Source organism: Vibrio sp. MMG023 (assembly GCF_021654215.1).
In the GTDB taxonomy this organism is placed as follows: domain Bacteria; phylum Pseudomonadota; class Gammaproteobacteria; order Enterobacterales; family Vibrionaceae; genus Vibrio; species Vibrio jasicida.
Genome location: NZ_JAKFZP010000009.1, coordinates 42,886 through 67,799, shown reverse-complemented (window position 1 = coordinate 67,799; position 24,914 = coordinate 42,886). Strand labels below are relative to the sequence as shown.

The 24,914-nt window shown below is 42.7% G+C and carries 21 protein-coding genes and 1 pseudogene; all 22 read left to right on the top strand.

All coding sequences use genetic code 11. The features are described 5' to 3' along the window. The first annotated feature begins 38 nt into the window (after positions 1–38). The 22 genes and pseudogenes from L1076_RS23540 to L1076_RS23435 all read left to right on the top strand — a co-directional run bounded on the left by L1076_RS23540 (position 39) and on the right by L1076_RS23435 (position 24,850). Positions 39–869, top strand: coding sequence for a TnsA endonuclease N-terminal domain-containing protein (locus tag L1076_RS23540; RefSeq protein ID WP_237304593.1), 831 nt, complete (start codon positions 39–41; stop codon positions 867–869). Next, positions 856–2,940 carry a transposase gene (locus tag L1076_RS23535; RefSeq protein WP_237304592.1) on the top strand — a complete coding sequence of 695 codons (2,085 nt, stop codon included), beginning with the start codon at positions 856–858 and terminating at the stop codon, positions 2,938–2,940. Before L1076_RS23540 ends, L1076_RS23535 begins: the two co-directional genes overlap by 14 nt. Beyond that, positions 2,940–4,598, top strand: a complete 1,659-nt coding sequence (locus L1076_RS23530; protein ID WP_237304591.1) for an ATP-binding protein — start codon at positions 2,940–2,942, stop codon at positions 4,596–4,598. Before L1076_RS23535 ends, L1076_RS23530 begins: the two co-directional genes overlap by 1 nt. 2 nt (positions 4,599–4,600) lie before the next feature. Beyond that, positions 4,601–6,118: a TnsD family Tn7-like transposition protein gene (locus tag L1076_RS23525; RefSeq protein WP_239032805.1), complete on the top strand. Its 1,518-nt coding sequence runs from the start codon at positions 4,601–4,603 to the stop codon at positions 6,116–6,118. A 10-nt stretch (positions 6,119–6,128) separates the two neighbouring features. Next, positions 6,129–7,757, top strand: a complete 1,629-nt coding sequence (locus L1076_RS23520; RefSeq protein ID WP_237304590.1) for a Tn7-like element transposition protein TnsE — start codon at positions 6,129–6,131, stop codon at positions 7,755–7,757. A 388-nt stretch (positions 7,758–8,145) separates the two neighbouring features. Further along, on the top strand, positions 8,146–8,580 hold the full coding sequence (locus tag L1076_RS23515) for a MerR family transcriptional regulator (RefSeq protein WP_237304589.1): 435 nt from the start codon (positions 8,146–8,148) through the stop codon (positions 8,578–8,580). Position 8,581: 1 nt separating this feature from the next. Continuing rightward, on the top strand, positions 8,582–11,302 hold the full coding sequence (locus L1076_RS23510; protein WP_077461582.1) for a heavy metal translocating P-type ATPase: 2,721 nt from the start codon (positions 8,582–8,584) through the stop codon (positions 11,300–11,302). A 180-nt stretch (positions 11,303–11,482) separates the two neighbouring features. Next, a complete protein-coding gene (locus L1076_RS23505; protein WP_074373098.1) occupies positions 11,483–11,770 on the top strand; it encodes a hypothetical protein in 288 nt (95 codons plus the stop codon). A 19-nt stretch (positions 11,771–11,789) separates the two neighbouring features. Beyond that, positions 11,790–12,032: a hypothetical protein gene (locus L1076_RS23500; protein WP_237304588.1), complete on the top strand. Its 243-nt coding sequence runs from the start codon at positions 11,790–11,792 to the stop codon at positions 12,030–12,032. A gap of 283 nt (positions 12,033–12,315) precedes the next feature. Next, entirely contained in the window at positions 12,316–12,696 is a 381-nt protein-coding gene (locus L1076_RS23495) for a DUF3316 domain-containing protein (protein ID WP_237304587.1), read from the top strand. A 52-nt stretch (positions 12,697–12,748) separates the two neighbouring features. Further along, complete coding sequence (locus tag L1076_RS23490; RefSeq protein WP_237304586.1) at positions 12,749–13,090, top strand: P-II family nitrogen regulator; 342 nt, start codon at positions 12,749–12,751, stop codon at positions 13,088–13,090. Between the two features lie 30 nt (positions 13,091–13,120). Then, positions 13,121–13,804 carry a heavy metal response regulator transcription factor gene (locus tag L1076_RS23485; protein WP_237304585.1) on the top strand — a complete coding sequence of 228 codons (684 nt, stop codon included), beginning with the start codon at positions 13,121–13,123 and terminating at the stop codon, positions 13,802–13,804. Then, complete coding sequence (locus L1076_RS23480; protein WP_054963216.1) at positions 13,801–15,120, top strand: heavy metal sensor histidine kinase; 1,320 nt, start codon at positions 13,801–13,803, stop codon at positions 15,118–15,120. The genes L1076_RS23485 and L1076_RS23480 overlap by 4 nt, the downstream gene beginning before the upstream one ends. 77 nt (positions 15,121–15,197) lie before the next feature. Further along, positions 15,198–15,620 carry a hypothetical protein gene (locus L1076_RS23475; RefSeq protein ID WP_054963215.1) on the top strand — a complete coding sequence of 141 codons (423 nt, stop codon included), beginning with the start codon at positions 15,198–15,200 and terminating at the stop codon, positions 15,618–15,620. Positions 15,621–15,784: 164 nt separating this feature from the next. Further along, the gene (locus L1076_RS23470; protein ID WP_237304614.1) at positions 15,785–17,104 is read left to right on the top strand and encodes a TolC family protein; all 1,320 of its coding nucleotides are present in this window, start codon (positions 15,785–15,787) and stop codon (positions 17,102–17,104) included. A gap of 13 nt (positions 17,105–17,117) precedes the next feature. After that, positions 17,118–18,827, top strand: a complete 1,710-nt coding sequence (locus L1076_RS23465) for an efflux RND transporter periplasmic adaptor subunit (protein ID WP_237304584.1) — start codon at positions 17,118–17,120, stop codon at positions 18,825–18,827. Beyond that, positions 18,827–21,952: an efflux RND transporter permease subunit gene (locus L1076_RS23460; protein WP_237304583.1), complete on the top strand. Its 3,126-nt coding sequence runs from the start codon at positions 18,827–18,829 to the stop codon at positions 21,950–21,952. The genes L1076_RS23465 and L1076_RS23460 overlap by 1 nt, the downstream gene beginning before the upstream one ends. A gap of 67 nt (positions 21,953–22,019) precedes the next feature. Continuing rightward, complete coding sequence (locus tag L1076_RS23455; RefSeq protein ID WP_237304582.1) at positions 22,020–22,574, top strand: cupredoxin family protein; 555 nt, start codon at positions 22,020–22,022, stop codon at positions 22,572–22,574. Between the two features lie 18 nt (positions 22,575–22,592). Continuing rightward, positions 22,593–23,153 carry a hypothetical protein gene (locus tag L1076_RS23450; RefSeq protein ID WP_237304581.1) on the top strand — a complete coding sequence of 187 codons (561 nt, stop codon included), beginning with the start codon at positions 22,593–22,595 and terminating at the stop codon, positions 23,151–23,153. Positions 23,154–23,172: 19 nt separating this feature from the next. Next, positions 23,173–23,613, top strand: a complete 441-nt coding sequence (locus L1076_RS23445) for a DUF411 domain-containing protein (RefSeq protein WP_237304580.1) — start codon at positions 23,173–23,175, stop codon at positions 23,611–23,613. 128 nt (positions 23,614–23,741) lie between these two features. Continuing rightward, positions 23,742–23,944: pseudogene (locus L1076_RS23440) on the top strand (transposase); the annotation flags it as partial. Positions 23,945–24,391: 447 nt separating this feature from the next. Beyond that, on the top strand, positions 24,392–24,850 hold the full coding sequence (locus L1076_RS23435; RefSeq protein ID WP_237304579.1) for a hypothetical protein: 459 nt from the start codon (positions 24,392–24,394) through the stop codon (positions 24,848–24,850). The last annotated feature ends 64 nt before the right edge of the window (positions 24,851–24,914 follow it).

Here is a 24,914-nt window from a genome sequence, read left to right as displayed (position 1 = left end):
CCCGGTTAAACTGATTAAAAGTTAACCGGGTTTTTGTTATGGCAAAATCAAAGTACGTTTTAACTGAAAAACAAATCATCAAGCGGATAAATGAAGGCCGAGGTGCAGGAAGGCTTTCCAACTATAAGCCGTGGCTGTATGTTACTGAGGTTCCTTCAGAAGGCCGATCTCAGAGAGTCTACTCTCACCTAACTGGCCGAATTCATCATGTACTATCGGATCTTGAGTTCGCAGTCTTTCTACTTCTAGACCATAACCCTGCCGTAACAGACATTCGTGAGCAGTTTCCACTCAACAGGGATGACACTCTTAATATTTCCAAGGAAGGTCAGCTTTGGCACCCTTCGCAAGGAGGGATAAACCTTGTCATGTCCTCAGATTTTTTGATTAACACAGCTTCTAAAACCCAGCCTAAGTTTGCTATTCAAGCAAAGTACTCCAAAGATTTAAAAGACCCAAGAACCATTGAAAAGCTTGAAATAGAACGCCGTTATTGGCAGCTCAAAAAAATCCCCTGGTTCCTAGTGACAGATAAAGAGATAGACAAAACAGTCGTATCGAATATTGAGTGGCTATACGGGGTTAAGGGATACTTTGATGAAGTAATAACGGATGAGCTATCGCTTACTTTTGGGCATATCGGTGCTTATTTTGTTCAACACCCAGAAAGAAAAGTCGTTGAACTGTGTAAAGAGTATGACATGGCATACCAGCAAGATCTTGGTCAGTCACTTTATGATATTCGTTTAATGTGTGCAGCAAGGCTTATTACGTTCGATATTCGTTTACCATTTTATAGTTTGAAAGCTAAAGAAATTGCGTTTAGAAGCGGATCTTTGTTCGGGGGGCATCGTAATGTGGCCAGTTAACGAAACTCTAGCGTTTAACGGTAAGGCGTACCGCGTGCTTTTTACTGAGACAAGTTACTTCTATTGGATCGCTATTGATGAGGATAAAGGTTTACCTGAAAGAGTCTATTTTGATGAATGCCGCAACTGGGTCGATGAAGGGCGTATAGAAAAAATTCCTGACCCTTATTCATATCTTCAAGGAGAATCTTGGAGCAAAGAGTCAAATGTATATCAGGAAAGGCACAACGACTTTGATTTGATTAAGCCTATCGTAGATGGCGAAGGAGCGTTTGACAAAAGAGTTCGAGCAAAAAGGTTTAGTCATGCGGTTGCCAGTTCAAATAAAACAAAATCGACCATCTATCGTTTAGTTCGGAGATATTGGCAGCGTGGACAAATAAAAAATGCTCTAATACCAGATTACAAAAACTCAGGCGCTGCCGGAAAGAGAAGAAACTTCACAACAAATAAAGCTGGTAAGTCTAGGGTTTACGGCGTCGGTGATGGCAAACAAGTCACTGAAGAAATCAGAAAACAGTTCCGAATTATTTGTGATAAATATTTGATGAATGATAAAGGGAACTCCGTTGCTTATGCACATAGGAAGTTTTCAAAAGCATATAAATTAAAGAACCCAGATGCTGAAGAGCATGAAATTCCAACACTCCGCCAATTTAGATATTTCTACAAAACCGAGTATAGCAAGGTCACAAAGCTTACCGTTCAAACACCTCAAGGCAATTACAATAAAGATGTTAGGCCACTACATGGAACTGCAACCGAGCAAGCTTTAGGCCCAGGTAGTCGATATGAGATTGATGCCACCATTGCAGATATTTACTTAGTAGATGATGACGATGCAGACAAGGTTATCGGTCGGCCGACGATTTATATGGTCATTGATGTTTTTAGTCGAATGGTTGCTGGTTTTTATATTGGTTTCGATAATCCATCTTTCCCCGTTGCAATGAAAGCCCTGATATGCAGCTTTAGCAGCAAAGTAGAAACCTGCGCAAAATATGGTATCGATATTTCAGAAGAACAGTGGCCATGCATAGGTATTCCTGATGTATTGCTAGCTGATCGCGGTGAATTGATGAGCCACCAAGCAAATTATTTGGTTGATGCTATTGGTGTTCGACTTGAAAGTGCTCCACCTCGAAGAGGCGATGCTAAAGGCATTGTCGAGAGATCATTTGGCACATTACAGGCTAAGTTCAAGCCCTATATGCCAGGTGTCGTAACTGGTAACAAGGTTAAGAAGCACGGTGAAAAAGATTATAGAGTTGAAGCTGCTGTGGCGAGATCTGACTTTGTTGAGATATTGCTCTATTCAATACTTGCTCACAACTTAAATAAACCTTTAGAAAAGTACGATCGTGCTCCTGATATGCCAGAAAACCTTCCCTCGATCCCAATTGAACTTTGGAAGTGGGGGCTTCAACATCGTACTGGACGTATACGAGCCATTGATACGGATCTTGCAAAGGTACTGCTGTTACCGCGTCAAAAAGTCACTGTATCCGAGTTAGGCATAAAGTTATGGGGATTAACCTACACAGGAAAAGAAATTATTCAGATAGGATGGATGCACCGCTCTTCGGAAGTATCTAGACCTAAAAAACTATTTGCAGCTTATGAGCTTGGTTCTGCTAATCACATATATCTTTTTCCTGAAGAAGGAAAAAATACATTTTGGGTTTGTGATCTTTCTAGTCGAAGTAGAGAGTTCCGTGATCTAACTTGGTATCAAGTATGGGAACGTCAAGCGGCTCAAAAACAGAGTTTGGCTGAGGCTAACTATCAATTTGCACCAGTAGAACGGGATTTTGATGATCTTCTTGAAAAGAAACTGAAGAAGGCTAAAAAGAATCGTAAAACCAGTACATTGAGCAACGCGCAAAAGATAAATGAAATTAAAGACAATAAACGGAATGCGCGAGAGAAAGAGAGAAAGGAATTAGCAATACAGCCCGCTAGGGCAAAACAAGAAGAAGTCGCGCTGGTGATACCTATAAAGGGAGAGGAGGAAAGTTATCAACTGCCTGACTTCATACCGGAGCTATTTGATGATGAGGATGATAACTGATGAAAAAATGCCAAGATCATCGTGTAGTTGCCGTCTATCAAAGTGCAACACTCTCAGCTTATCGAGATAACCCGCTGATAGAAGCACTACCACCGATAAATAGTTTCCTGGTCGATTCGATTGCTCTAAAGGGCTCGTTAAGGTGCACCGCAGAAGATATTCATCGAAATGGCATTGAAAGAGCGCATAGTATCTGTCGTGTTATTGATGATTTTTTCCAGCCCCTCAGTCAGCACATACAGTTACATGAACGACTTTCATTGATGATACGGCGTGGCTATGTTGGAAGAAATCCCGAAACAGGTGATTGGGCAAGACATATACAAAATGGTTACGAGCGTGTTTTATCTGGTGATTTGAAGGCGATAAAGTTCACGGAAGTTTGTTCTACAGCCCAAAGCATGACATTGATTGGATGTAGCGGCAATGGCAAAACAACAGCGATCAAGCAGCTTTTGTCGTTATATCCTCAAGTTATTTACCACCCTGACAGAAATCTTGAGCAAGTCGTTTATCTAAAAATTGACTGCTCCCATGATGGATCACTTAAAGAGCTGTGCTTGAACTTTTTTCGTGCGATGGATAGAGCATTAGGAACATCCAACTACGAAAGACAATACTCGATGAGCAAAAGGCCCAGTATTGAAACACTTTTGGCTGCAATGGCCCAAGTTGCAAATACTCACGCAGTAGGTGTTCTTATTATTGATGAAATACAGCATCTTAGCCGTTCTCGCTCTGGTGGATCTGAGAAAATGCTCAATTTTTTTGTGACATTAGTAAATACCATTGGTCTTCCTGTTATTTTGGTCGGAACACCACGAGCTCGCGAGATATTTGAAGCTGATATGAGATCTGCAAGGCGAGGCTCTGGTCTTGGTGCGATTTTTTGGGATCCAATGGAAGAAGGAAGAGAGTGGAAAGCGCTCACGGATAAGTTATGGACTCTTCAATGGCTACAAAAACGTGATGAGGTGCTGTCGGATGACATTCGTTCTCTATGGTATGACCTGAGCCAAGGTGTTCTAGATATTGTGGTTAAGCTATATGTCTTGTGTCAGTTGAGAGCAATCGCGACAAAAGTAGAAAGGATTACGCCTAAATTAATGCAACAGGTTTACGAGGATGAATTAAAACCTGTCCATCCAATGCTAGCAGCCCTGCGTTCTGGTGACGTTGAAGAAATGATTAAATTTTCAGATCTTAAACTAAGCAACACTGATAAAAGGTTGCTTGAGCTGCAAAAACAGGTAGCCACAACTGCTCAGCAGACACCAGAGGAGTTTGCATATCAACAGCTTAGAACCGATGAAGAGCGGCGAGTGTATATGGCCCTAAAAGATGAGTTTGACTCAACGCTTTTAGCTCCTGTAATACGACAGCTATTTGATCAATATCCTGATTTGACATGGATAAGCTTACTGCCACTGGTACATGAACATCTCACTAATCCTGAACAGTTACAATCTAAAAAAGAGGCTAAGCCAAGTAAGGGCAAGAGGGCATCATCAATCAAACAGACTCAGTGGCATACGCTTGATAGTGAGGACTTGGGATTTGTTCACTCTCAATCTGGTTCTGATAAAGAAGTGTACACAGCAATGTCAAAGTCTGGTTTGATTTTAGACATTCAGTCATTGCTAGAAAAGGCGGTTTAATATTGCGCTGCTTCCCTGTCCCATACCCAGATGAATTAATCTATAGCTTGGTGGCTAGAGCTGGAATTCGCAGTGCGATAACAAGTTCTAAACAGCTACTAGATGAAGTGTTTGGTGACAGAAGAGTGATTGCGACAATTGACCTGCCTAGTCATTTGTCATCGATATCAGAGCTGCTAATCAACACGGGACGATTTGATATTCAAGAGCTTATTTATGAGCATACAATGTTCCCGATTTACGCTCCTTTTGTTGATGAAAGCATTAGGATTAGAGCGATGGAGCGAATGGAACATTGCGCTAAGGGCTCTGTTCATCTAATGCTGGGAGCCCCAGCTTCTATTGTAAAAACATCGGATAACTTTCGTGTTTGCCCAGCTTGTGTCGCGGAGCAAAAGCAAAAATATGGAGAAAGTTATTGGTCTAGGTTGTGGTTTTTACCATCCTTACCTTATTGCCCTGAGCACGGCCTTCTGAATAAATCGACAACCTCTTACCATGATAGTCGGCACACGTACCATGCATGTGGCCGAATACAATGTCAGCCCTTTTTATGTAACCACCAGAATATAACAGCGCAGCGGTTTGCTTACTTAGCGAGCAAAGCTAAAGAGGTAATGTGTTTACCAGCCCAAGGCTCCCCGACTCAGCATCAATGGAGCCTTTTCTACAATCATCTAGCACACGACTTTGGGTGTGGAAAAGGCCCTAAACAGATTGCTCACGATAAGATTGCGGACTTAGTTGTAAGCAAGATCGTTACCCCTGAGCTAACCATCAACTCTGATAGAGATACTAACTGGCTTCGCACGTTATTTCGCCGTCATCGTAAAGCTTTTAGCTATCTACAGCACTTAACGGTTTGGTGTGCTTTTATTCCTGAAATGTCGGCTAGTGAGATCATAAAAGAAGTAAAATCAAAAGATAAAGTGACGGTATCGATCCCGAAGGACAATGCTCAGCTTGTGCCAAATCCAAGTGAAGAAAAACGTGAGCTGTGGCGTCATTTAATAGGTAACGCCCCGGTTAAGAGAGCACGCAAACTTCCTGGTGGTGGTGCACTGTATGCTTGGCTATACCGAAATGATAGAGATTGGCTATTAGCTTTCAATCGAGTCCATCAATCCCAATCGCATGTAAGGCAGAAAAAAGTAGATTGGAGAGCAAGAGACCGATCACTAACTAAGCAGTTTATTAGGATTGTAGAACGATTAGATACTGTTGTTGATGGTCCTCGAAGAAGCAAAAATTTCTTACTTAAGCAGCTAGATGATTACGGTTCGGTGAGCAAAAAACTGAACTTATTACCCTTGCTATCTTTTGCTTTGAATCGGTATCAAGAAAGCGTCTTTGAGTTTCAAGCTCGTCGGCTAGTCATAGCTGTAATCGCAAAATCAAAAACAGGTTTAGGAATGAGTTGCTGGCAATTGATGCGTTCAGCAAGCCTTCCTAAAGAAAGAATAGTGCCAATCGTCGACGACTTACTTGGCTGGGTAGCCACGGGATCAAATCTAAAATAAGGATGGACTGATGGGAGCGAGGTTTTACAAGTGTGATGATGATGTGCGTGTAGTTCATACTGGTAAGATATTGGTGCGGGAAAGTGATAAGTCTTACCGGCCTTTAATTGAGGTTTGGTGCTATCCCCCACAGCAGAAAAATAATTTTCATGCGACTGCATTTTCTAACGTTCCTGCTTTGTATCGAGGAAAAATAATTAATCAAAGAGGGTTATCAGAAAGTTACGCTAAACGAGGGCGTCATAAATTTAGAAGTAATGAGCTCCTTCGACACAGTAACTTGAGTGAGTTCCCCGACTCAGAGTCAGCAGAGTCTTTGAGAAAGAAAGAGTCAGCGCAACATGCATTTGTATTAGACCGAGGCGCTGCCCCTAAACTGATTATTCCTCAGCTAGAGTTGGCAAGGGTCCTATTTTATGCCAGCTCTTACTTATCGCGAGCGTCATTAATGTCTTCTCGTTTGCTCACCGACTTCAAAGTCGAAGTCAACACCAAGGAGGATTATACCAATATCGAAGTGTTGCAAACATCAAACTTCCCTCCTTCCGCATTCAATGATTCTGCAACAAGAGCAATGTTGAGCTGGTTACTTATTGATAGCAATGCAAAGCGTTCATTTGAATCGATTTTTAGATACTTTAACGTCGAGAAGGACCGAGATGTATCTATGGGGTATAAGCGCTGGCTATTTCACTTCGACCCCCCTCAAATGTCTGGGTGGTCTTTCTCGTATGAAGGCCGGCTTGATGCAAGTGGCCGCTACTTTCTGGTTGAAAAGATCACGGATATTGGAATTAATGCTCAAATGCCGTCTAGGGTCTATTTCCATAATCCTTCTTTTACGCATCCAGATGAAGGCCAAGAGTCAACCACTGGTGGAAAATGCCCTGAACCATACGAGCGGCCAGAAGAGCATATTATCGATGATGAGCGTGAGGCTTCCGATGCTAACCATGCATTCTTACTAGGTGAAAATACTTGCTCAGTAAGGTTTAAAAATCGTTTTTCAACGTCGAAAGCAACAACGCCTAAAAGAAGTCATCGGCCAGATAGAAGCAAAGATGCAGCTAAGAAAGCTGGTGATATGGTCAGTACCAATGAACCTGGCAGTAATGGTGAGATACCTTCGGCAGACATGGGTGGAGGTATGCAAGATTGCACTGATAGATCAGAGGAGTATGCCTCTCGTTTTACGGCCTTTAACATGATGGTGCAAATGCTAGAGGAAAAATACGCCTGCACAATCATTGACTCGTACACTCATGAGCTAGATCAGGTTGGACGTAGTAAATGCCACTTGATTGACTCTGATGCAAAGAGAACGATTCGTTGCGTTGTCGTGGAGCGAAATAGTCATGTGAATTACTTGCTCGAAGTTGATGTAACGGGCCTGAATAAATGGCTCTCAACCAAATGCGTTAGGCAGAACGATACTCGTAACTGGAAAAATCAGTTTTCTAGAATCAAAAAAGGCGTGGTGACAAAATCTCTTGGATGGCCAACACAAGAAATGGATGCCATGTTTGGCTTCAAAAAGCACATTGGCATTTCTCACCCTAAATCAGTAGAGGGGCACCCTACAGGTATTCCAACTGAATCTATCTTAGACTGGGCCGGGAGGGTTGCTGAGAAACTCTAGTGTTTTTAGCTATGTGGCAAGCGATTCGTGGCACTATCTGAATTCGAAGTGCCTCCAAATGATTTAGAGTTAATGTCCATTACATTGTTTTTAATTAGCTTCCAATTTATCCCTCACCAATAATATTCCTCTTAAATTTTTTCTCAATATGCTTGACCTATGTCTAACACATAGGTTTTAAGCTACAACTAATACACATTGGTAACGAATTGGAGATAGTTATGAGTTGTTGTAACAAAGCCCCAAACGGTGGGAGCAGTGACCCTAAGTTGTTACTTAAACTGTTTATTGGGTTGTTTGTGATTATATTTTTAGTCGCATTTATTTTTGGCTAGCAACATAAAACGAATAAAGTTTCATGTGCGTTAAACCTTCAGAGGCATGGATTATGTTGACAACTGAAATTGCGAGAGCAGCAGGTGTGACTGCTGAAACAGTCAGGTTTTACACTAGAAAAGGCCTTCTTTATGCAGAGCGAGATCCCAACAATGGCTACAAGATGTACCAGCAAAGTGCCGTTAATCGCCTGAAGTTCATTTCTCATGCGCGATCTATTGGTTTTAGCCTTAGCCAGATTCAAGAAATCATTGATTACTCCGAGCAAGAGCTGACTCCTTGCCCAGCTGTGAGGCAAATGCTGACTGATAAAATCGTAGAAACCAAGCAAAAGATCGAAGAGCAACAACGCCATTTAGCCATGATGGAAGCAACTTACGCAGAGTGGAATGAAAAACCGGATATGGAGCCCAACGGCAACGCATTATGTTGCTTAATCGAGGACTGGTCTGAGAAGCACCATCAAGTATTACCCGAGGAAAACTAACATGAACACAACACAGTATTCTCTAGCACTTTCCGGCATTAACTGTGGCCGATGTGTCGCTAAAATTGTAGATGGGTTACGTGAAAGAGACCCTGATGTATCTTTCACTATTAATGATACGAAAAACAGAGCAGAGCTCATAACCACGTTGCTGCCAGAAAGCGCGATAGAAGTCCTTGCAAAGTTAGGTTATGCGGCTTCAATACCTACGCAACAAGAGTACCGTACATCAGTATCTAATGTTACTTGCCAACACTGTGTGGGTAAAATCACTCAAGCGATAGGTGCATTGGATGGTGCTGCTCAAGTGGTTGTTGATTTAGAAAATCAAACATTGGTTGTGAATAGCAGTTTGAACGGCAATGACATTGAAAGCGTATTAGTCGAACTGGGTTATAGCGATATGACTGATGACACGCAACCACAAACTACGGATGTAATTAAATCGAACAAAGTGAAAACAACACAGGCGTTGGATGTCAGTATCGAGCTGTCATTAATCGGTGTCACTTGCGCAAGTTGTGTTAACACGATTGAAGGTGCTCTTATATCGGTGTCAGGTGTCGACTCTGTTGACGTGAACTTTGCGAATCGAACGGCGACCGTGGTTTCAAGTCAGCCTGCCAGCGTACTAATTGAGGCGATACAAGGCGCAGGATATGACGCAGAAGAAATTGTCGATCAGGCGTTAGCAAATGACCTCAAAGAAGAGCGTGAATCTGAGGAGTATCGCTTTAAAGTAAAACAAAGCGTTATTGGTCTTGGTCTCGGAGTACCGTTGATGGTGTACGGTCTGTTCGGCGGACCAATGAATGTCAATACGCAATCTGAGCAGTTACTATGGTTGGCCTTAGGTTTAGTGACATTTTTCATTTTAGTCCGTGCGGGCAAGCACTTTTTTACTGGAGCTTGGAAGGCCTTTCTGAACCGTAATGCGAACATGGACACATTAATAGCGCTGGGAACGGGTACCGCTTGGCTCTATTCAATGGTGGTCGTTGTCGGGCCGCAGTGGCTTCCGGAAAGTGCAAGGCACCTCTACTTTGAAGCTACAGCCATGATCATTGGTTTAATCAATTTAGGACAGGCGCTTGAGTTAAAGGCTCGAGGCAGAACTTCGCAGGCTATCAAGCGTTTGCTTGATTTGAGAGTCAAAACTGCCATGGTGATTCGTGACGGCAAGGAGATGTCTTTATCGATTGAACAAGTTATCACAGGCGACTTGATTCGGGTTAGAGCCGGTGAAAAAGTCCCGGTTGATGGTGTGATTACAGAGGGCGAGACAACGATTGATGAGTCTATGCTCACTGGAGAGCCAATTCCTGTTGTTAAACAAGTGGGCAGCTCAGTGTCTGCCGGGACGATTAATGACCACGGAAGTTTCGTTTTTGAGGCGCAGAAAGTGGGCAGTGATACCGTTCTTGCTCAGATCATCAGCATGGTGTCGAACGCGCAAAACTCAAAGCCACCAATCAGCCATCTAGCCGATAAAGTGTCTTCAGTGTTTGTACCAACCGTGATGATTCTATCGATTCTGACAGCGCTGGTTTGGTATAACTTTGGCCCTCAACCTTCCTTAGTCTATATGATAGTGGCAGCTACCTCGGTGTTGATCATCGCATGCCCTTGTGCACTTGGTCTAGCAACGCCGATTTCTACTATGATCGGTGTCGGTAAGGCAGCCGAGTTTGGCGGGCTAATCCGAAATGGAGAAGCGTTACAAAGAGCCAGTGAGTTGGATGTCGTCGTACTGGATAAAACCGGTACGATTACTCAAGGTAAACCTGAAGTAACAAATTTTGTCTCGTTGTCAGATGATTCAGAGTTTCTGCCTCTGGTCAATGCTTTGGAGAAAGGATCTAACCATCCGCTAGCTAAAGCGTTAATCGCATTTACTCAAAGTGAGGTGCGTGATGAAGCGCGCTTACCAGAAGTGTCAGATTTCGAGTCATTAACCGGACTTGGTGTTCAGGCTCAGTATGCGGGTCAACGCGTGTTGCTTGGCAATCGCAAGCTGATGAAACAGTTTAACGTCAATGTTGAATTGGTTACAGAGCATGCATTGCAGTGGGAGCAAGAAGCCACCACAGTGGTGTATTTTGCGATAGGCGCTCAAGTGCAAGCGCTGTTCGGTATCAGTGACCCGATTCGAGATGATGCTCGAAGTGCGATAAATCGTTTTCATCAGCAAGGCATTCATGTCGTGATGCTAACGGGGGATAACCACAATACAGCGAAGGCGGTGGCATCACTCGCGAATGTTGATGAATATCATGCGGAATTGATGCCTGAGGATAAGCTTGACTGGATTAAACAGTTGCAAGCGAAAGGGCATGTTGTCGGCATGGTCGGTGATGGTATCAATGATGCGCCAGCACTTGCTCAATCAGACGTTGGTTTTGCTATTGGCAGTGGTACGGATGTCGCGATTGAAAGTGCCGATATTACCTTGATGCGCAGCTCACTCCACGGTATCTCAGATGTGATTGGGATCAGTACTGCCACAATGAAAAACATTAAGCAGAACTTGTGGGGGGCGTTTATCTATAACAGCTTGGGTATTCCTGTGGCAGCTGGGCTTCTGTTTCCGTTCACGGGTTGGCTATTAAGTCCGATCATCGCTGGGGCTGCGATGTCACTGTCCTCTGTTACTGTTGTAACCAATGCTAATCGCTTGCGCTTTTATACACCAGCTTCAGCCTCTACAACCAATGAGGAGTAATACTATGTTAGTCAATATATTAGGTCTTACAGCAATCGTGTTTATAGTCTGGTGGTTTTGGGGTAAGAAAAACGGCTAAGGTGACAAAATTGTCATGAACCCCTCCCCACTCCTGATCTAAGCGTTGCGATAAACTGAGTCTCAGTTAAACGAGTTAAAGTTATTTTGGAGAGCAAGAGAATGAAAAGCAAAAAATCAGATTGTCACAAGAATGGTCATCATAAAGGTCATGGATGGATGATGGTTCTATGCGCGTTATTAATGGTGGGTATTCCATTATTTATTCTCTCTTCTAGCCAAGAGATATTTAGTTGGGCATACCTTAGTAGTGCGATTGTTCCATTAATCATCTGTTTAGCTATGCATGGTTTAATGATGAAGATGATGATGCCAAGTGAAAAGAAAGACTCCGAAGCCAACGAGCAATCGGTGGAAAAAATTGAAAACAATCAACAGTTCAAAGCATAAGTAAGGGTTAGGTGATGTTATGAAAAAGTTATATGTATCAGTGTTATTTAGTGGTCTAGTTGCGATGCCGGTGTTAGCAACAAGTTCCATCGATGATCAGCATCGACATCACAATGTCGCGCAAAATGAGAAAGTGCATGTTAAGCAATCTCACGCGGATAAGATGAAGGATCACGATAGGATGATGGAACACATGCAAATGATGCAAAGCATGAACATGGAAGACATGCCAGAAGAGTGCAAAAAAATGATGAGTAGCTGAACCAATGAAATACTCGTAATCAGAAAAAGAGATCCCCTTTACTTTTTCTAGTAAAAAAGAGCCGCCTCAGCTAACTGGGCGGCTCTTTATCGTTTATTGCCACAGGATTCATCGCAATTACAACAAGGCTGCTTATAGGGTTGCTTGATTTTGTTGTGGTGAAAAGTTTTTTGATTACCTACCACCTAAATCTCAATATGACAAAAATGTCATATTTGAGTGCCGGAAATCGTCACAATAATTTAGCTAAACTGAGTTCATCAAAACAGAAAAGGAAAAGTAAATGAACTTATTAAACAAAATGCTATTAACTAGCTCTATTTTGCTGACTAGCGCCGCTGCAATTGCTCAGCCGTTGTATACCGGTGGCAATTACATTAGTCGAGTAGATCATAAAACGGTATCTACTGATGCAGTGGGCTCTAAACAAGAAGCATACACGTTAGGGGCAGAAAAACTGTTAGAGTTTGAGGGTATGAGCGGGCGAGACTTAAATGCAGCTCTAGTCCTTATAAGAAGTTATGGTATTGGTCGAGATAAGACTCACCTAGAAGATGGAGGGTATGTAACTGTTCAAGAAAGATTGAATACTCAAGGTCAGCTAGAATATGTAGCGAAAGTACATCTTTATGTCCATTATAAAGAACGAGATGGCAACAACTAAACTCAGCAGAGCCCTTAGAACCTTAACTTGTTCTAAGGGCTAAGGAGCAGCTATGATTGATAAAGTTTCGGTAATATTTCAGGAACAAAAGCTTGAAGATATAGAATCGGTCCTCGCAGAGGAAGGAGTGCGAAGCTTCACGATTTATCAAGTACAAGGGCGTGGAAGTCATGCGAACCTAATTGATACCCATGCTTTAAACACACATTACCAACTCGATATTTTCATTGGTCATAACCATACTCAGAACTTGGTCGGTACTTTACTGGATACTTTATGTGTGTCACAAGAAGGGAATGGAATGACATCTATTATAGAAAACGTGTTGTTATTTGATAATAATACGAAAAATCAAATTTCTAATCCATCATATAATCACAAGCTCGATGTATAACATCCAAGGAAATCAAGGCATTTTTCTTATATGAAGTTACTCGTTGTAGAAGATGAAGAGAAAGCGGGAGCTTATCTTAAAAAGGGCTTAATTGAATCAGGCTACACTGTAGATCTATCTGCCGACGGTGTTGATGCTTTGTACTTAGCTACTACCAATGATTATGATCTGATAGTCTTAGACATTATGCTACCAAAGCTGAATGGGTGGCAGCTATTGCAGACGCTTCGCAGCAGTGAAATTTTTACACCTGTCATTATTCTATCCGCTAAAGATCAGGTGGAAGATAGAGTGAAAGGGCTTGAGTTGGGAGCGAATGATTACCTTGTCAAGCCGTTTGCCTTTGTCGAGTTACTTGCTAGAGTCAAAAATGCATTGCGTCATAAAACTACCACAGTTAAAACTGAGTCTGTTCTATGTATTGCTGATTTGAGCCTCGACTTGCTTAAACGAAAGGCGACTCGCAACAATGACACAATCCCTCTGACAGCTAAAGAATTTTCTTTGTTGGAGTATCTATTTGCAAAGAAAGGTCAAGTTGTCACTCGTACTCAGATAGCCTCCGCTGTTTGGGATATGAACTTTGATAGTGATACGAATGTCATTGATGCAGCAGTGAAAAGATTGAGGACGAAAATCGACAAGCCTTATCAGAACAAACTTATCCAGACCGTGCGAGGTATGGGGTACAAGCTTGATGACGCCGTAGAATGAAAAAATTACTAAATCAATCAATTGCACGCAAATTGGTGTTTATGTTTGTCACAGCCTCTTTTGTAGTTTTAGTCGTGTTTGCTTTAACGATCCAACACGCTATCAAGAACCATTTTAATGAGCAGGACTATAGGCACCTAGAAACAAAACTCCTTCCTTTAATAAGTACTGTTGAGCGAGATCTAGACTTGTTCCAGTCATGGGATATCTCAGCCTGGATATTAAACAATCAACAGGTGGTGCAAACGAACAATGAAGCTATTGACCTTCCATCTGAGCTGATAGGTAGCTCTTCATATGAATGGAGTGTAGGCAACAACCGTTTTCATGCTTTTAAGTTCGATTATCCTGAGGTAGAAAACGGTGCGATCGTGCTCGCAATGAATGTGACTCATCACAAGCTGTTTTTCGACAAGCTAAATACCATTCTATTTTGGACATTAGTTTTAACACTGAGTTTATCGGGTGCTTATGCATTAATCATTGTTAGAAATGGGTTACAGCCACTGAAACAATTAAAAGAGTATATCGAGCAAGTGAATACTAGCAACCTCAGCATTCGTATACCAAGTGACTCACTTCCAAAGGAGTTAAGCAACTTAATTATTTCTCAAAATGAAATGCTAGAGAGGTTGCAAGAAGGTTATCTCAGGTTGAGTGAGTTTTCATCAGATATTGCTCATGAGTTAAGAACACCGTTGAACAATATCTTGACCCAGACTCAAGTGGCACTTGGTATAGAGCGCTCCGTTGAAGAGTATCAAGACATTCTAGTATCAAACATCGAAGAGCTAGAGCGATTCAATAAGACCATTTCAGATACATTATACCTAGCTAAATCAGAGAATAGGCTTCTGCACAAGACCGATGCAGAGTTAGAGTTGAGAGAAGTAATCAACCCTTTGCTTGAATATTATGATGTGTTGGCAGAAGAAAAAAATGTTCGATTTACCCTAGATGGTTCCTCGACTCTGTTCGGTGACAAAGATATGCTTCAACGAGCATTTGGTAATGTGTTGTCTAATGCGTTGAGGCACTGCTTCCATAATACGGATATATCGGTAGTAATCTCCGAATCAGAAACGAGCAACAAGGTGATAATCAGCAATGTTGGTGAGCCTATACCTTTGAGCTCTTTGCCCTATATATTTGAACGGTTCTATCGTTCAGATAAGTCGCGTGCCCATAACGGAAGTGTTGGGGCTGGATTAGGACTTCCTATAGCTAAGGCTATCATGAAAGCACATCACGGAGATATCTTAGTAAATGCGAAGGATGAGCGAACTGAATTCGTCTTTATTTTCAATAATCTTTAACACCAATAAATTTGAAATATCACTATTGTTCATCAGTTTTTATAATGTATTATGAACGCGTAGTGAAAAGGTACGATATGACAGACTCTTTGAGACAAACAAGTATTTTGATTATCAGCATCTTAGCGATGTTGATGTCGAGCTACGTCTCGAGTATGCCAATGATGGATATGAGTGCAATATCGTCCTCTTCAATTCAAACCCAACGTTCTCACCATGACTCGATGGAAATGTCTGAGACTACAGCAAGCCATCATGCGATGATAGGCTGCCCACCGATGGATATAGAGATGACAAAGAGCGATAGTTCTACTCATTGCGATGGTTCATCTACCTCTGGTGGGGACTGCTGTAAAAGTGTGTGTACTAGCGTATTTTTTCCACTCTCATCTTCTCGATTAATCAGCATCTCTGAACCTGAACAGGCTCTGCGTCACCCAATCAAAATAGGCGTAACAGTAACTCGTATTCAGAGCTTACTGCGTCCACCCTCTGTTTAATTCAACTATCATAACTATTTAGCTCTCAATTCTATCTGCTGGAAGGCAGAAGTTGAGGTATGTCCATATCGTTTTATCGTGGATAAACAACAATGAGTATTGAATTAAACGGTTTCAGGGCATTTAACCCCCTGAGCCTTGGGTTTGCAATTGCACTTTATGCAATGCCTGCCCTGTCACATTCGGGGTCGAACGCGACTCCACAAACTATCTCAGCTTCGACGCAGCAGTTGAATGCACTAATTGAAGCGGCTTTAGCAAATGATACGAGTCGCTCTCAATATGCTGCGCAGTCACAGGCGATGCGTGAAACGGGCGTTGCAAGCTCGACTCTCATGGATCCAAAACTTAAGGTGGGCTTTGGCGGTTTACCTGTGGATTCATTTAAGTTTGACGAAGATCCCATGACGAACATTTCTGTTGGATTAATGCAACAGTTTGAACGGGGTGCAACGTTAGATCTTAACCAACGTAAAGCGAATCAACAGGCCGATGGTATGGCCTATCAGGTTCAAGTTCGTGAACGTGAAGTGGCGAATAGTATTACTCAACTATGGTTGGAGCTGGGCTACCTTCAATACGCAGAAACGTTGATTGAATCTAATCAACGTCTCATGGTAGAGATGGAGCAGTATATTCAAACCAATTACTCAATTGGTAAGAGTGAAGCGCAAGATCTGCTTAACACCCAACTTAAAGTCAACAAACTCGACGAAAAGCTGCAATCGAATCAACAAATGCAAAATCGAGCCGTAGCTCAGTTATCAGAATGGCTAGGCTCAGAGTGGTTAAATCACCGTTCCATTGATTCGAATCAGGCAGGCTATCAATTAGACTGGTCGCGTTTGAATACGCTTTTAGAGCAGCAAACCAGCAACACTCAGTACTACTCACTGCTTAACCAACATCCTATGGCGCAAATGGCTGACGCCAACATCTCTGCCAATCGCACCCAAGTGGAGGTTGCTGAACAATCTTATACACCACAATTTGGTGTCGAAGTGATGTATGCCTACCGTCAATCTGACAACATGAAAGGTGAGCCAGCTTCAGATTTGCTGAGTGCCTATCTTACTATGGATATCCCTTTGTTCACTGATAACCGCCAAGATAAAAATGTAGCGGCCGCTCAATACCAAGTGGGCGCAGCGCAGTATCAAAAAGATACGCTGCTCGCTCAAATGAACGCCCAAGTAAACGCATTAATGACGGACAGAATGAATCTCATTGAACGCATTCAGCGCTACCAAGAGCGCTTATTACCTCAGTCCAAAGCCCGCATTGAAGCGGTTGAGCGCGGTTATCAGAACAATACTGCTCAGTTTGGTGATGTCATCACTGCATCAACCGATGAATTGGCTCTTCAAATGGAGCTTGCTCGCCTAATCACCGATATGAACCAGGTCAATAGCAAGTTATCCATGTTACTTGGTGGTTTCGAATATCAAGTTTCTGCGCCAAACACTCAGTACAAAGAACAATAATAAAGGAATCAAGATGAGTACATTTAAAGTTGCAAGCCTAGCGCTACTGGTTGGTGGTGCATTGGGGTTCGGAGCGAATATTTACCTTTCAGGCATGAACCATAACATGGTTGGAATGATAGCTTCTGAGTCTAAATCAAGTGATGAACCTCTGTACTGGGTCGCACCGATGGACCCAAACTATCAGCGAGATAAGCCAGGAAAGTCCCCTATGGGGATGGATCTTATTCCTGTCTATGCTGATGATCTCAATGGTAGTAACGACAAGCCAGGAACAGTGAAAATTGATCCTGCTGTTGAAAATAACCTTGGCGTTAAAACAGATACTGTGCAGCAAGAAGTGCTTGCACCACGCATCGAAACTGTCGGCTATGTCGCCTTTGATGAGAGTCAACTTTGGCAGACCAATGTTCGAGTATCGGGTTGGGTTGAAAAGCTTTATATCAATGCTGTTGGTGAAAAAGTGAAACAAGGTGACACGCTGTTCACTCTGTATTCCCCAGAGCTTGTAAAAGCACAAGAAGAACTGATCAGTGCCTATAAGAGCCAGCGTAAAGGAATGATACAAGGTGCTACCGATCGTTTGATCACTTTGGGGGTTGACCGCAATCAAATTAAATCTATCGCCCGTCGAGGTAAAGCGTCACAAACCATTGAAATTAAAGCGCCGGCAGACGGCGTTATTGCAAGCCTCAATATTCGTGAAGGTGGCTACCTTTCTCCAGCTCAAGCGGTGATCAGCGCAGGTCCTTTGAATCAAGTATGGGTAGATGCAGAAGTCTTTGAGCGTCAATCTCATTGGATTAGACAAGGCAGTCAAGCATCCATGACGTTGGATGCCTTACCAGGTGGAGAATGGAATGGTGAAGTGGATTATGTCTATCCTATTCTTGACCCTAGTACGCGTACATTGCGTGTCCGCCTTCGATTCGATAATCCACAAGGTGAACTTAAGCCGAATATGTTCGCTAACGTCGCACTGAAACCGGTATCAAGTGATGAAGTGTTAACCATTCCACGCTCCTCAGTCATCCGTTCTGGCGGTATGACTCGCGTGGTTCTGGCTGAGGGAGAAGGAAAATATCGCTCTGCCAGAATTGAAGTTGGTCGTGAAGCCGCTGACAAGATTGAGGTCATAAAGGGATTGCAACGAGGAGATCGTGTTGTTACATCAGCGCACTTCATGTTGGACTCTGAGTCAAGTCAGTCTGCCGACCTATCAAGAATCAATGGCATCGAACCGACTGCCGAAACGGCTTGGGCAACAGGTGAAATTACTGATGCAATGCTTGGGCATAGGATGCTAACGATTAATCATAAGCCTGTTCCAGAGTGGGATTGGCCAGGAATGACCATGAACTTTATGGTGTCAGAGCAGGTTGAAATGGGACCACTTTCAAAAGGGAAAATGATCGACTTTGAAATGAAAAAATCTGAATCGGGTCAATATGAAATCGTTGATTACAAAGTCAGTGAGCTGAGCATAAATACAGAAGTATGGATAGACGGTGATATTTCTATGTTAATGGCAGACTTTGGTATGGTGACACTAAATCATGCCCCTGTGGCTGATTGGTCCTGGGATGCAGGTGAGCTCAACTTTTCAGTCGGTGGTGACTTTGAACTCTCAGGTTTTCAGGAGGGTGACAAAGTTCGGTTTCTAGTTGAGAAACAAGGATCCGATTATCTTCTCAAAGAGTTAGTTAAAAGTGAGGATAAGTAATGATAGGTGCCATTATTCGCTGGTCTATCAACAATCGCTTCTTAGTGTTGGTAGCCACTTTTGCCCTCGTATTTGGTGGGCTTTATAGCGTAAAAAACACTCCTGTAGATGCCTTACCTGATTTATCAGACGTACAAGTTATCATAAAAACAAGTTACCCGGGTCAGGCTCCTCAAGTAGTAGAAGATCAAGTCACGTATCCGCTTACAACGGCTATGCTTGCCGTTCCTGGTGCAGAAACTGTTCGTGGATATTCGTTCTTCGGTGATTCCTACGTGTATATCATTTTTAATGATGATACTGACATGTATTGGGCTCGCTCTCGAGTGCTCGAATATTTAAGTCAAGTAGCTCCAAACCTTCCCCCAAGCGCTAAGCCAACCCTTGGTCCGGATGCGACAGGTGTGGGCTGGATTTATAGTTATGTATTGCAAGACAAAACCGGACAGCATGATTTAGCCGAATTGCGTAGCTTACAAGATTGGTTCTTGAAATATGAGTTACAAACAGTTGATGGGGTGTCTGAGATTGCGACTGTTGGCGGTATGGTTAAACAATATCAAGTGCAAATTGATCCGGCTAAATTGCGTGCATACGACCTCACGTTACAACAAGTTAATATGGCTATTCAAGATGGTAACCAAGAGAGTGGTGCGTCCGTAGTAGAAGTTGCAGAAGCTGAGCACATGGTTCGAACCACTGGTTACTTGTCTAGTATTGATGACATTAAAGCGCTTCCACTCAAGGTAAGCAAAAAAGGAACCCCCCTATTATTAGGTGACGTTGCTGATATTGACCTCGGACCACAGATGAGACGAGGAATCTCTGAATTAAATGGAGAGGGCGAAGCCGTAGGTGGCGTAATTGTCATGCGTTTTGGAGAAAACGCGAGCGAAGTGATCAATAATGTTAAGGATAAGCTAAACGAGCTTCAGGGTAGCTTGCCTGATGGTGTTGAGATAGTGGCTACTTACGATCGTTCTACGTTAATCAATGCAGCGGTTGAGAACCTTTGGAAAAAGCTTGCAGAAGAGTTCATTGTTGTCGCTATTGTATGTGCGTTGTTCCTATTCCATATTCGGTCTTCGCTCGTTATCGCATTGAGTCTCCCTGTCGGTATTTTAGGAGCCTTTATTGTCATGCATTGGCAAGGTATCAACGCCAATATCATGTCGCTAGGAGGGATTGCAATCGCGATAGGTGCAATGGTAGACGGTGCTATCGTTATGATAGAAAACGTACATAAGCACATTGAACGGACTCCATTGACTGACAAAAACCGATGGCAAGTGATTGGTGATGCGGCGCAAGAGGTTGGTGCACCGCTGTTCTTCTCGCTACTGATCATCACGCTAAGTTTTGTTCCTGTATTCGCATTGGAAGGTCAAGAAGGCAAGATGTTCTCGCCACTCGCCTTTACTAAAACTTATGCAATGGCGGCAGCAGCCGGCCTTGCTATTACGTTAGTGCCGGTGCTCATGGGATATCTTGTTCGCGGTAAAATATTACCAGAGAACAAGAACCCTATTAATAAAGGTCTAATTGCCCTTTACAAGCCCTTACTGAATATTAGTCTCAAGCACCCGAAAAGCATGATTGTATTGGCTATTGCTCTTATGGGGTCTGCTTATTATCCAACAATGAAGCTCGGTAGTGAGTTCATTCCTCCTCTTGATGAGGGTGACTTGATGTATATGCCAACCACCTATCCAGGTATTTCTATTGGTAAAGCGCGAGAGTTGGTTCAGCAGACAAACAAGCTAATTAAGACGGTACCCGAAGTACAGACAACATGGGGTAAAGTCGGTCGTGCTGACACTGCGACAGACCCTGCTCCCTTAACTATGATTGAAACCGTTATTCAGCTTAAACCGCGTGATCAGTGGCGTGAGGGCGTGACAACTGAGTCGCTACGAAAAGAGTTTGATGACTTGATTCAATTTCCTGGTTTAACTAACGCATGGGTGATGCCTATAAAAACACGCATCGACATGTTGGCAACGGGTATCAAAACACCAATTGGAATCAAGATCGCAGGGAGTGATTTGGGCGAAATTGAGAAGATAGGTGCTCAACTAGAACCTATTCTTAACAATATTGCCGGCACTGCTTCTGTATACGCAGAGCGTGTTGCCGGTGGTCGCTATGTCACTATTGACATCAATCGAACAGCGGCAGCTCGGTACGGTCTTAACATCAAAGAGGTACAACAGGTAGTTTCTACCGCTGTCGGTGGTATGAACGTTGGAGAAACGATTGAAGGCCTTGAGCGTTATCCAATTAATGTCCGTTATCCACAAGATTACCGTGACTCAGTCGTTAAGCTAAAGCAACTGCCATTAGTTACCCCTAGTGGCGCTAGAATTGCCTTAGCTGATGTGGCTGATGTGCGCTATGAAGATGGACCACCAATGATTAAAACAGAGAATGCTCGTCCAAATGGTTGGGTGTTTGTTGATATCGATGGTCGAGATTTAGGCTCTTACGTTGAAGAGGCAAAGCAGGCGGTTGCAGAGCAACTTGATATGCCTGCAGGTTATTCAATTGCATGGTCAGGTCAATATGAGTACATGGAGCGAGCGAAAGAGCGCTTGGGTGTCGTGGTGCCTATTACGATTGCCATCATTATGCTTTTGCTTTACTTGAGTTTCCGCCGTATTGGTGAGGTGATGATCATCATGCTGACTCTGCCGTTAGCCATGGTAGGTGGCTTGTGGCTCATGCATTACCTTGGTTACAACTTCTCAATTGCGGTAGGCGTTGGTTTTATTGCTCTAGCTGGAGTTGCTGTTGAGATCGGGGTCATCATGTTGGTGTACCTCAACCAAGCATGGCACTACACCAAATTGGATGCCAAAGAGCAGGGCAAATCACTGAATGTAGATGATTTGAGTAGCTCGATTCAAGAAGGCGCTGGCTTGCGCGTTCGCCCGGTAATGATGACGGTACTTACTGTGATCATCGGTCTTATCCCAATCATGTACGGTGAGGGCACTGGCTCTGAGGTAATGCAGCGTATCGCAGCACCGATGATTGGTGGCATGGCCTCAGCTCTGTTACTAACACTTCTCGTTATTCCTGCGATTTTCAAGCTTTGGAAAATACGCGAACTCAAACACCACTAAACACACATACGGGCTAAGAACGAACTTAGCCCGTAAACTTATTAATGAAATAGTAAGGAATATAACCATGAAAAAGACACTACTAGCCGTATTACTTTCAATGACAGCAGCGTCAGCTATGGCAGAGATGGATCATTCAAAGATGGACCACAGTAATATGAACCGTGAGAGCATGGACCACAGTAATATGAATAATGGAGATATGGACCACTCTAAAATGGATCATTCAATGATGTCGATGGAAGGCATGTCTGATGTTGGCATGCCAGCAACAGGTGCAAAGCCTGATAAAGTGGTCCATGTTGTGTTGGCAGATGACATGACAATCAAGTTCAAAAAAGAAGTACAAATTGAACCGAATGATGTAGTTCAATTTGTGGTTATGAATGCTGGCAAGATTGATCACGAGTTCACTATTGGTTCAGCGAAAGAGCAACTTGAACATCGAGAAATGATGAAGAAAATGTCTCATCATATGCATGATTCTGGGAATGCAGTTACAGTAAAACCGGGTAAAGCTAAGCAGTTGTTTTGGCACTTCCACGGGGATAGCAAGGTTGAATTTGCATGCAATATTCCAGGGCATGCAGAAGCAGGCATGATTAAAAAAGTGAGTTTATAGGCGCTATAAAGGAATCTGATGATGTTAAAGCGTTCATTCATGCTAGTGGGGATGTTTAGTGTGAGCTTATTCTCCTATGCGTCGGAAGGCTCAATTTCAGCCGGTGAGTCGACTTTTCGTACTGTAGGGGGATATGGATGTATTGCGTGTCATGGGCTTTATGGTCAAGGGGGAGGTAACGTTGGTGGGAACATCAGAGGTAACTCCTTAAATGACCTGAAATACAGCCTAGAGCATGAACAAACAATGAAGCTTTTAGGCGACGGACTAAGTGAACAAGATAAGATAAATCTAGCAGACTACATGGAGTATCTTGGAACGTTTCAATTAGTGGATTGGATGTATGAAGGTACCAAGGGGGCGCTACTCTCAGTTTCTATAGATAGCGGCAAGAAGAGTCAGTTGGTGGTACTAAATAAAACGTTTGAGTCGATGTCAATTGATCTCTCCCCTTTGGCTGGTAAACATTTAACACTGCGTGTAGAGCCGTATGAAACTCAGTACTTTGAGTGGCTTCCTGAAAAGGGAGTATATGAGCTGAGTTATGGCGATGAAGCCGTCAGTATTAACGTAAAATAGATTTTAGTTAGGTAACTTTATGAGTAAAAAATTGAGACTTATTGCACTTTCATCTTTGATTTTGAGTTTTAACGTCTTTGCTAAGCCTGTTATTGAGCTTTATAAATCGCCTACTTGTGGTTGCTGCAAGGAATGGGCTGCAATTATGGAGAAGAAAGGCTATGAAGTGAATGTTAACCATGCTCGTGATTGGAGTGATGTCAAACAAGAGTTTGGTATGCCTAATCAACTGATGTCCTGCCATACAGCTGTCATTGATGGCTATATGATTGAAGGGCATGTTCCTGAGTCTGATATCAAACGTTTGCTTGAGGAGAAACCTGAAAATATTTCAGGAATTGCCGCTCCTGGTATGCCGCAGCATTCGCCGGGAATGGCACGACCAGGGCAAGAGTATAACGGCTTTAATGTGGTGTCTTTTGACAAGACAGGTCACATGAAGCTGTACAATAAGTACTAAAAGTCGATTAAGCATTTTGGGCTCTTGAGGTAAGAGAGGAGCTCTTTTATTAGTCTCCTAGAAGGTTAAAACCACCGACTTTAGTCGGTCAGCTTTAGCTATGATACTTTACAGCTTTGCACATAGTTGAAGTTGGATTGAAAGCACGAGAGCTAATCAGGCAAGTATGTCAAATGTTTGAAATCGACATACTCAAAGGGGTCAGCAAAGATCACGTGCATCTTTTGGTATTAGCCACCGAACGGATCCAAGTGAAACAATGATCGAAGAATATCTAGAGCATCATTTTGAGCCGAAGGTCGAAGATAACTTTCGAACTGAAAACGACTAACAACGGGTCTTTGACCCGTATCCGGACTTTCAGTCCGCAATACTAACCCACCTACTTTAGTAGGTGGTTGTTAAGTTAATTAAAAGCAGCACTTACACTAACTGCAACGAGCCCCCATCATTCCGCTTTATCCAAAAGTTTGTTAAGCGAGACTCGGGTTGACCAACCACTAAATGATTAGAAAGGACTGTCTCTTGTAACGCTCAAAAAGTTTCAAACTTTACTGTCATAATTCTGTTGTACAGAAGGTTATTGATCAATTTAGTTTCAAACTTTATTGTCACTTTTTGTATCTAGAGCTACTTGGTATTAAACCTTACAGGAGAGAAAAGTTTCAAACTTTAATGTCCTTCGACATTTGCTCAGGTATTGGTCGAACTGGCTTTACATGATGATAAATTACCCGTGAAAGTTACACATCGGGAAGCTCGTCACTGTATACGTAGTATGAGAAGTGATGACCGCCGAGAGGTAGTTGCTCACCTCAGCATTGTTGGAAAGCGAGAAAGTAATGGTTGGTGCAATTATGTATTGCCTTTTATTAATACGATTTGGCCAAGAGAGAGCGACTTTAGGACGTCTACTTTAACATCCGAATGGTTATCCTTGTTAGCAAGCTCTGGTGATAAATTCTCTAGTGTCTTCAGGTCTGTTCGCCGGGGGCTATCAAATGATATAAGAAATACCAATTGGTTATACAGATTTAAGCATGAAACTAATGGGGAGTGCTTAGCTGTACTATTTCCCGATGATGTACTTGATGTACTTGATCTTGTTATTCCTAATCATATTGAAACTATACCCTACGATTTAGAAGAAGTGCTTAAATTAATAATTGAGTCCAATTCGGCTCTACTGCATGATCCAAGGTATATCCGTTTAACTGGTTTAATTGAGAACTTTTAATACATCAGTTTTGATTATAGGGTGAAGACTTACAATTATACGTTAAGCATCTGTGAGTACTTTG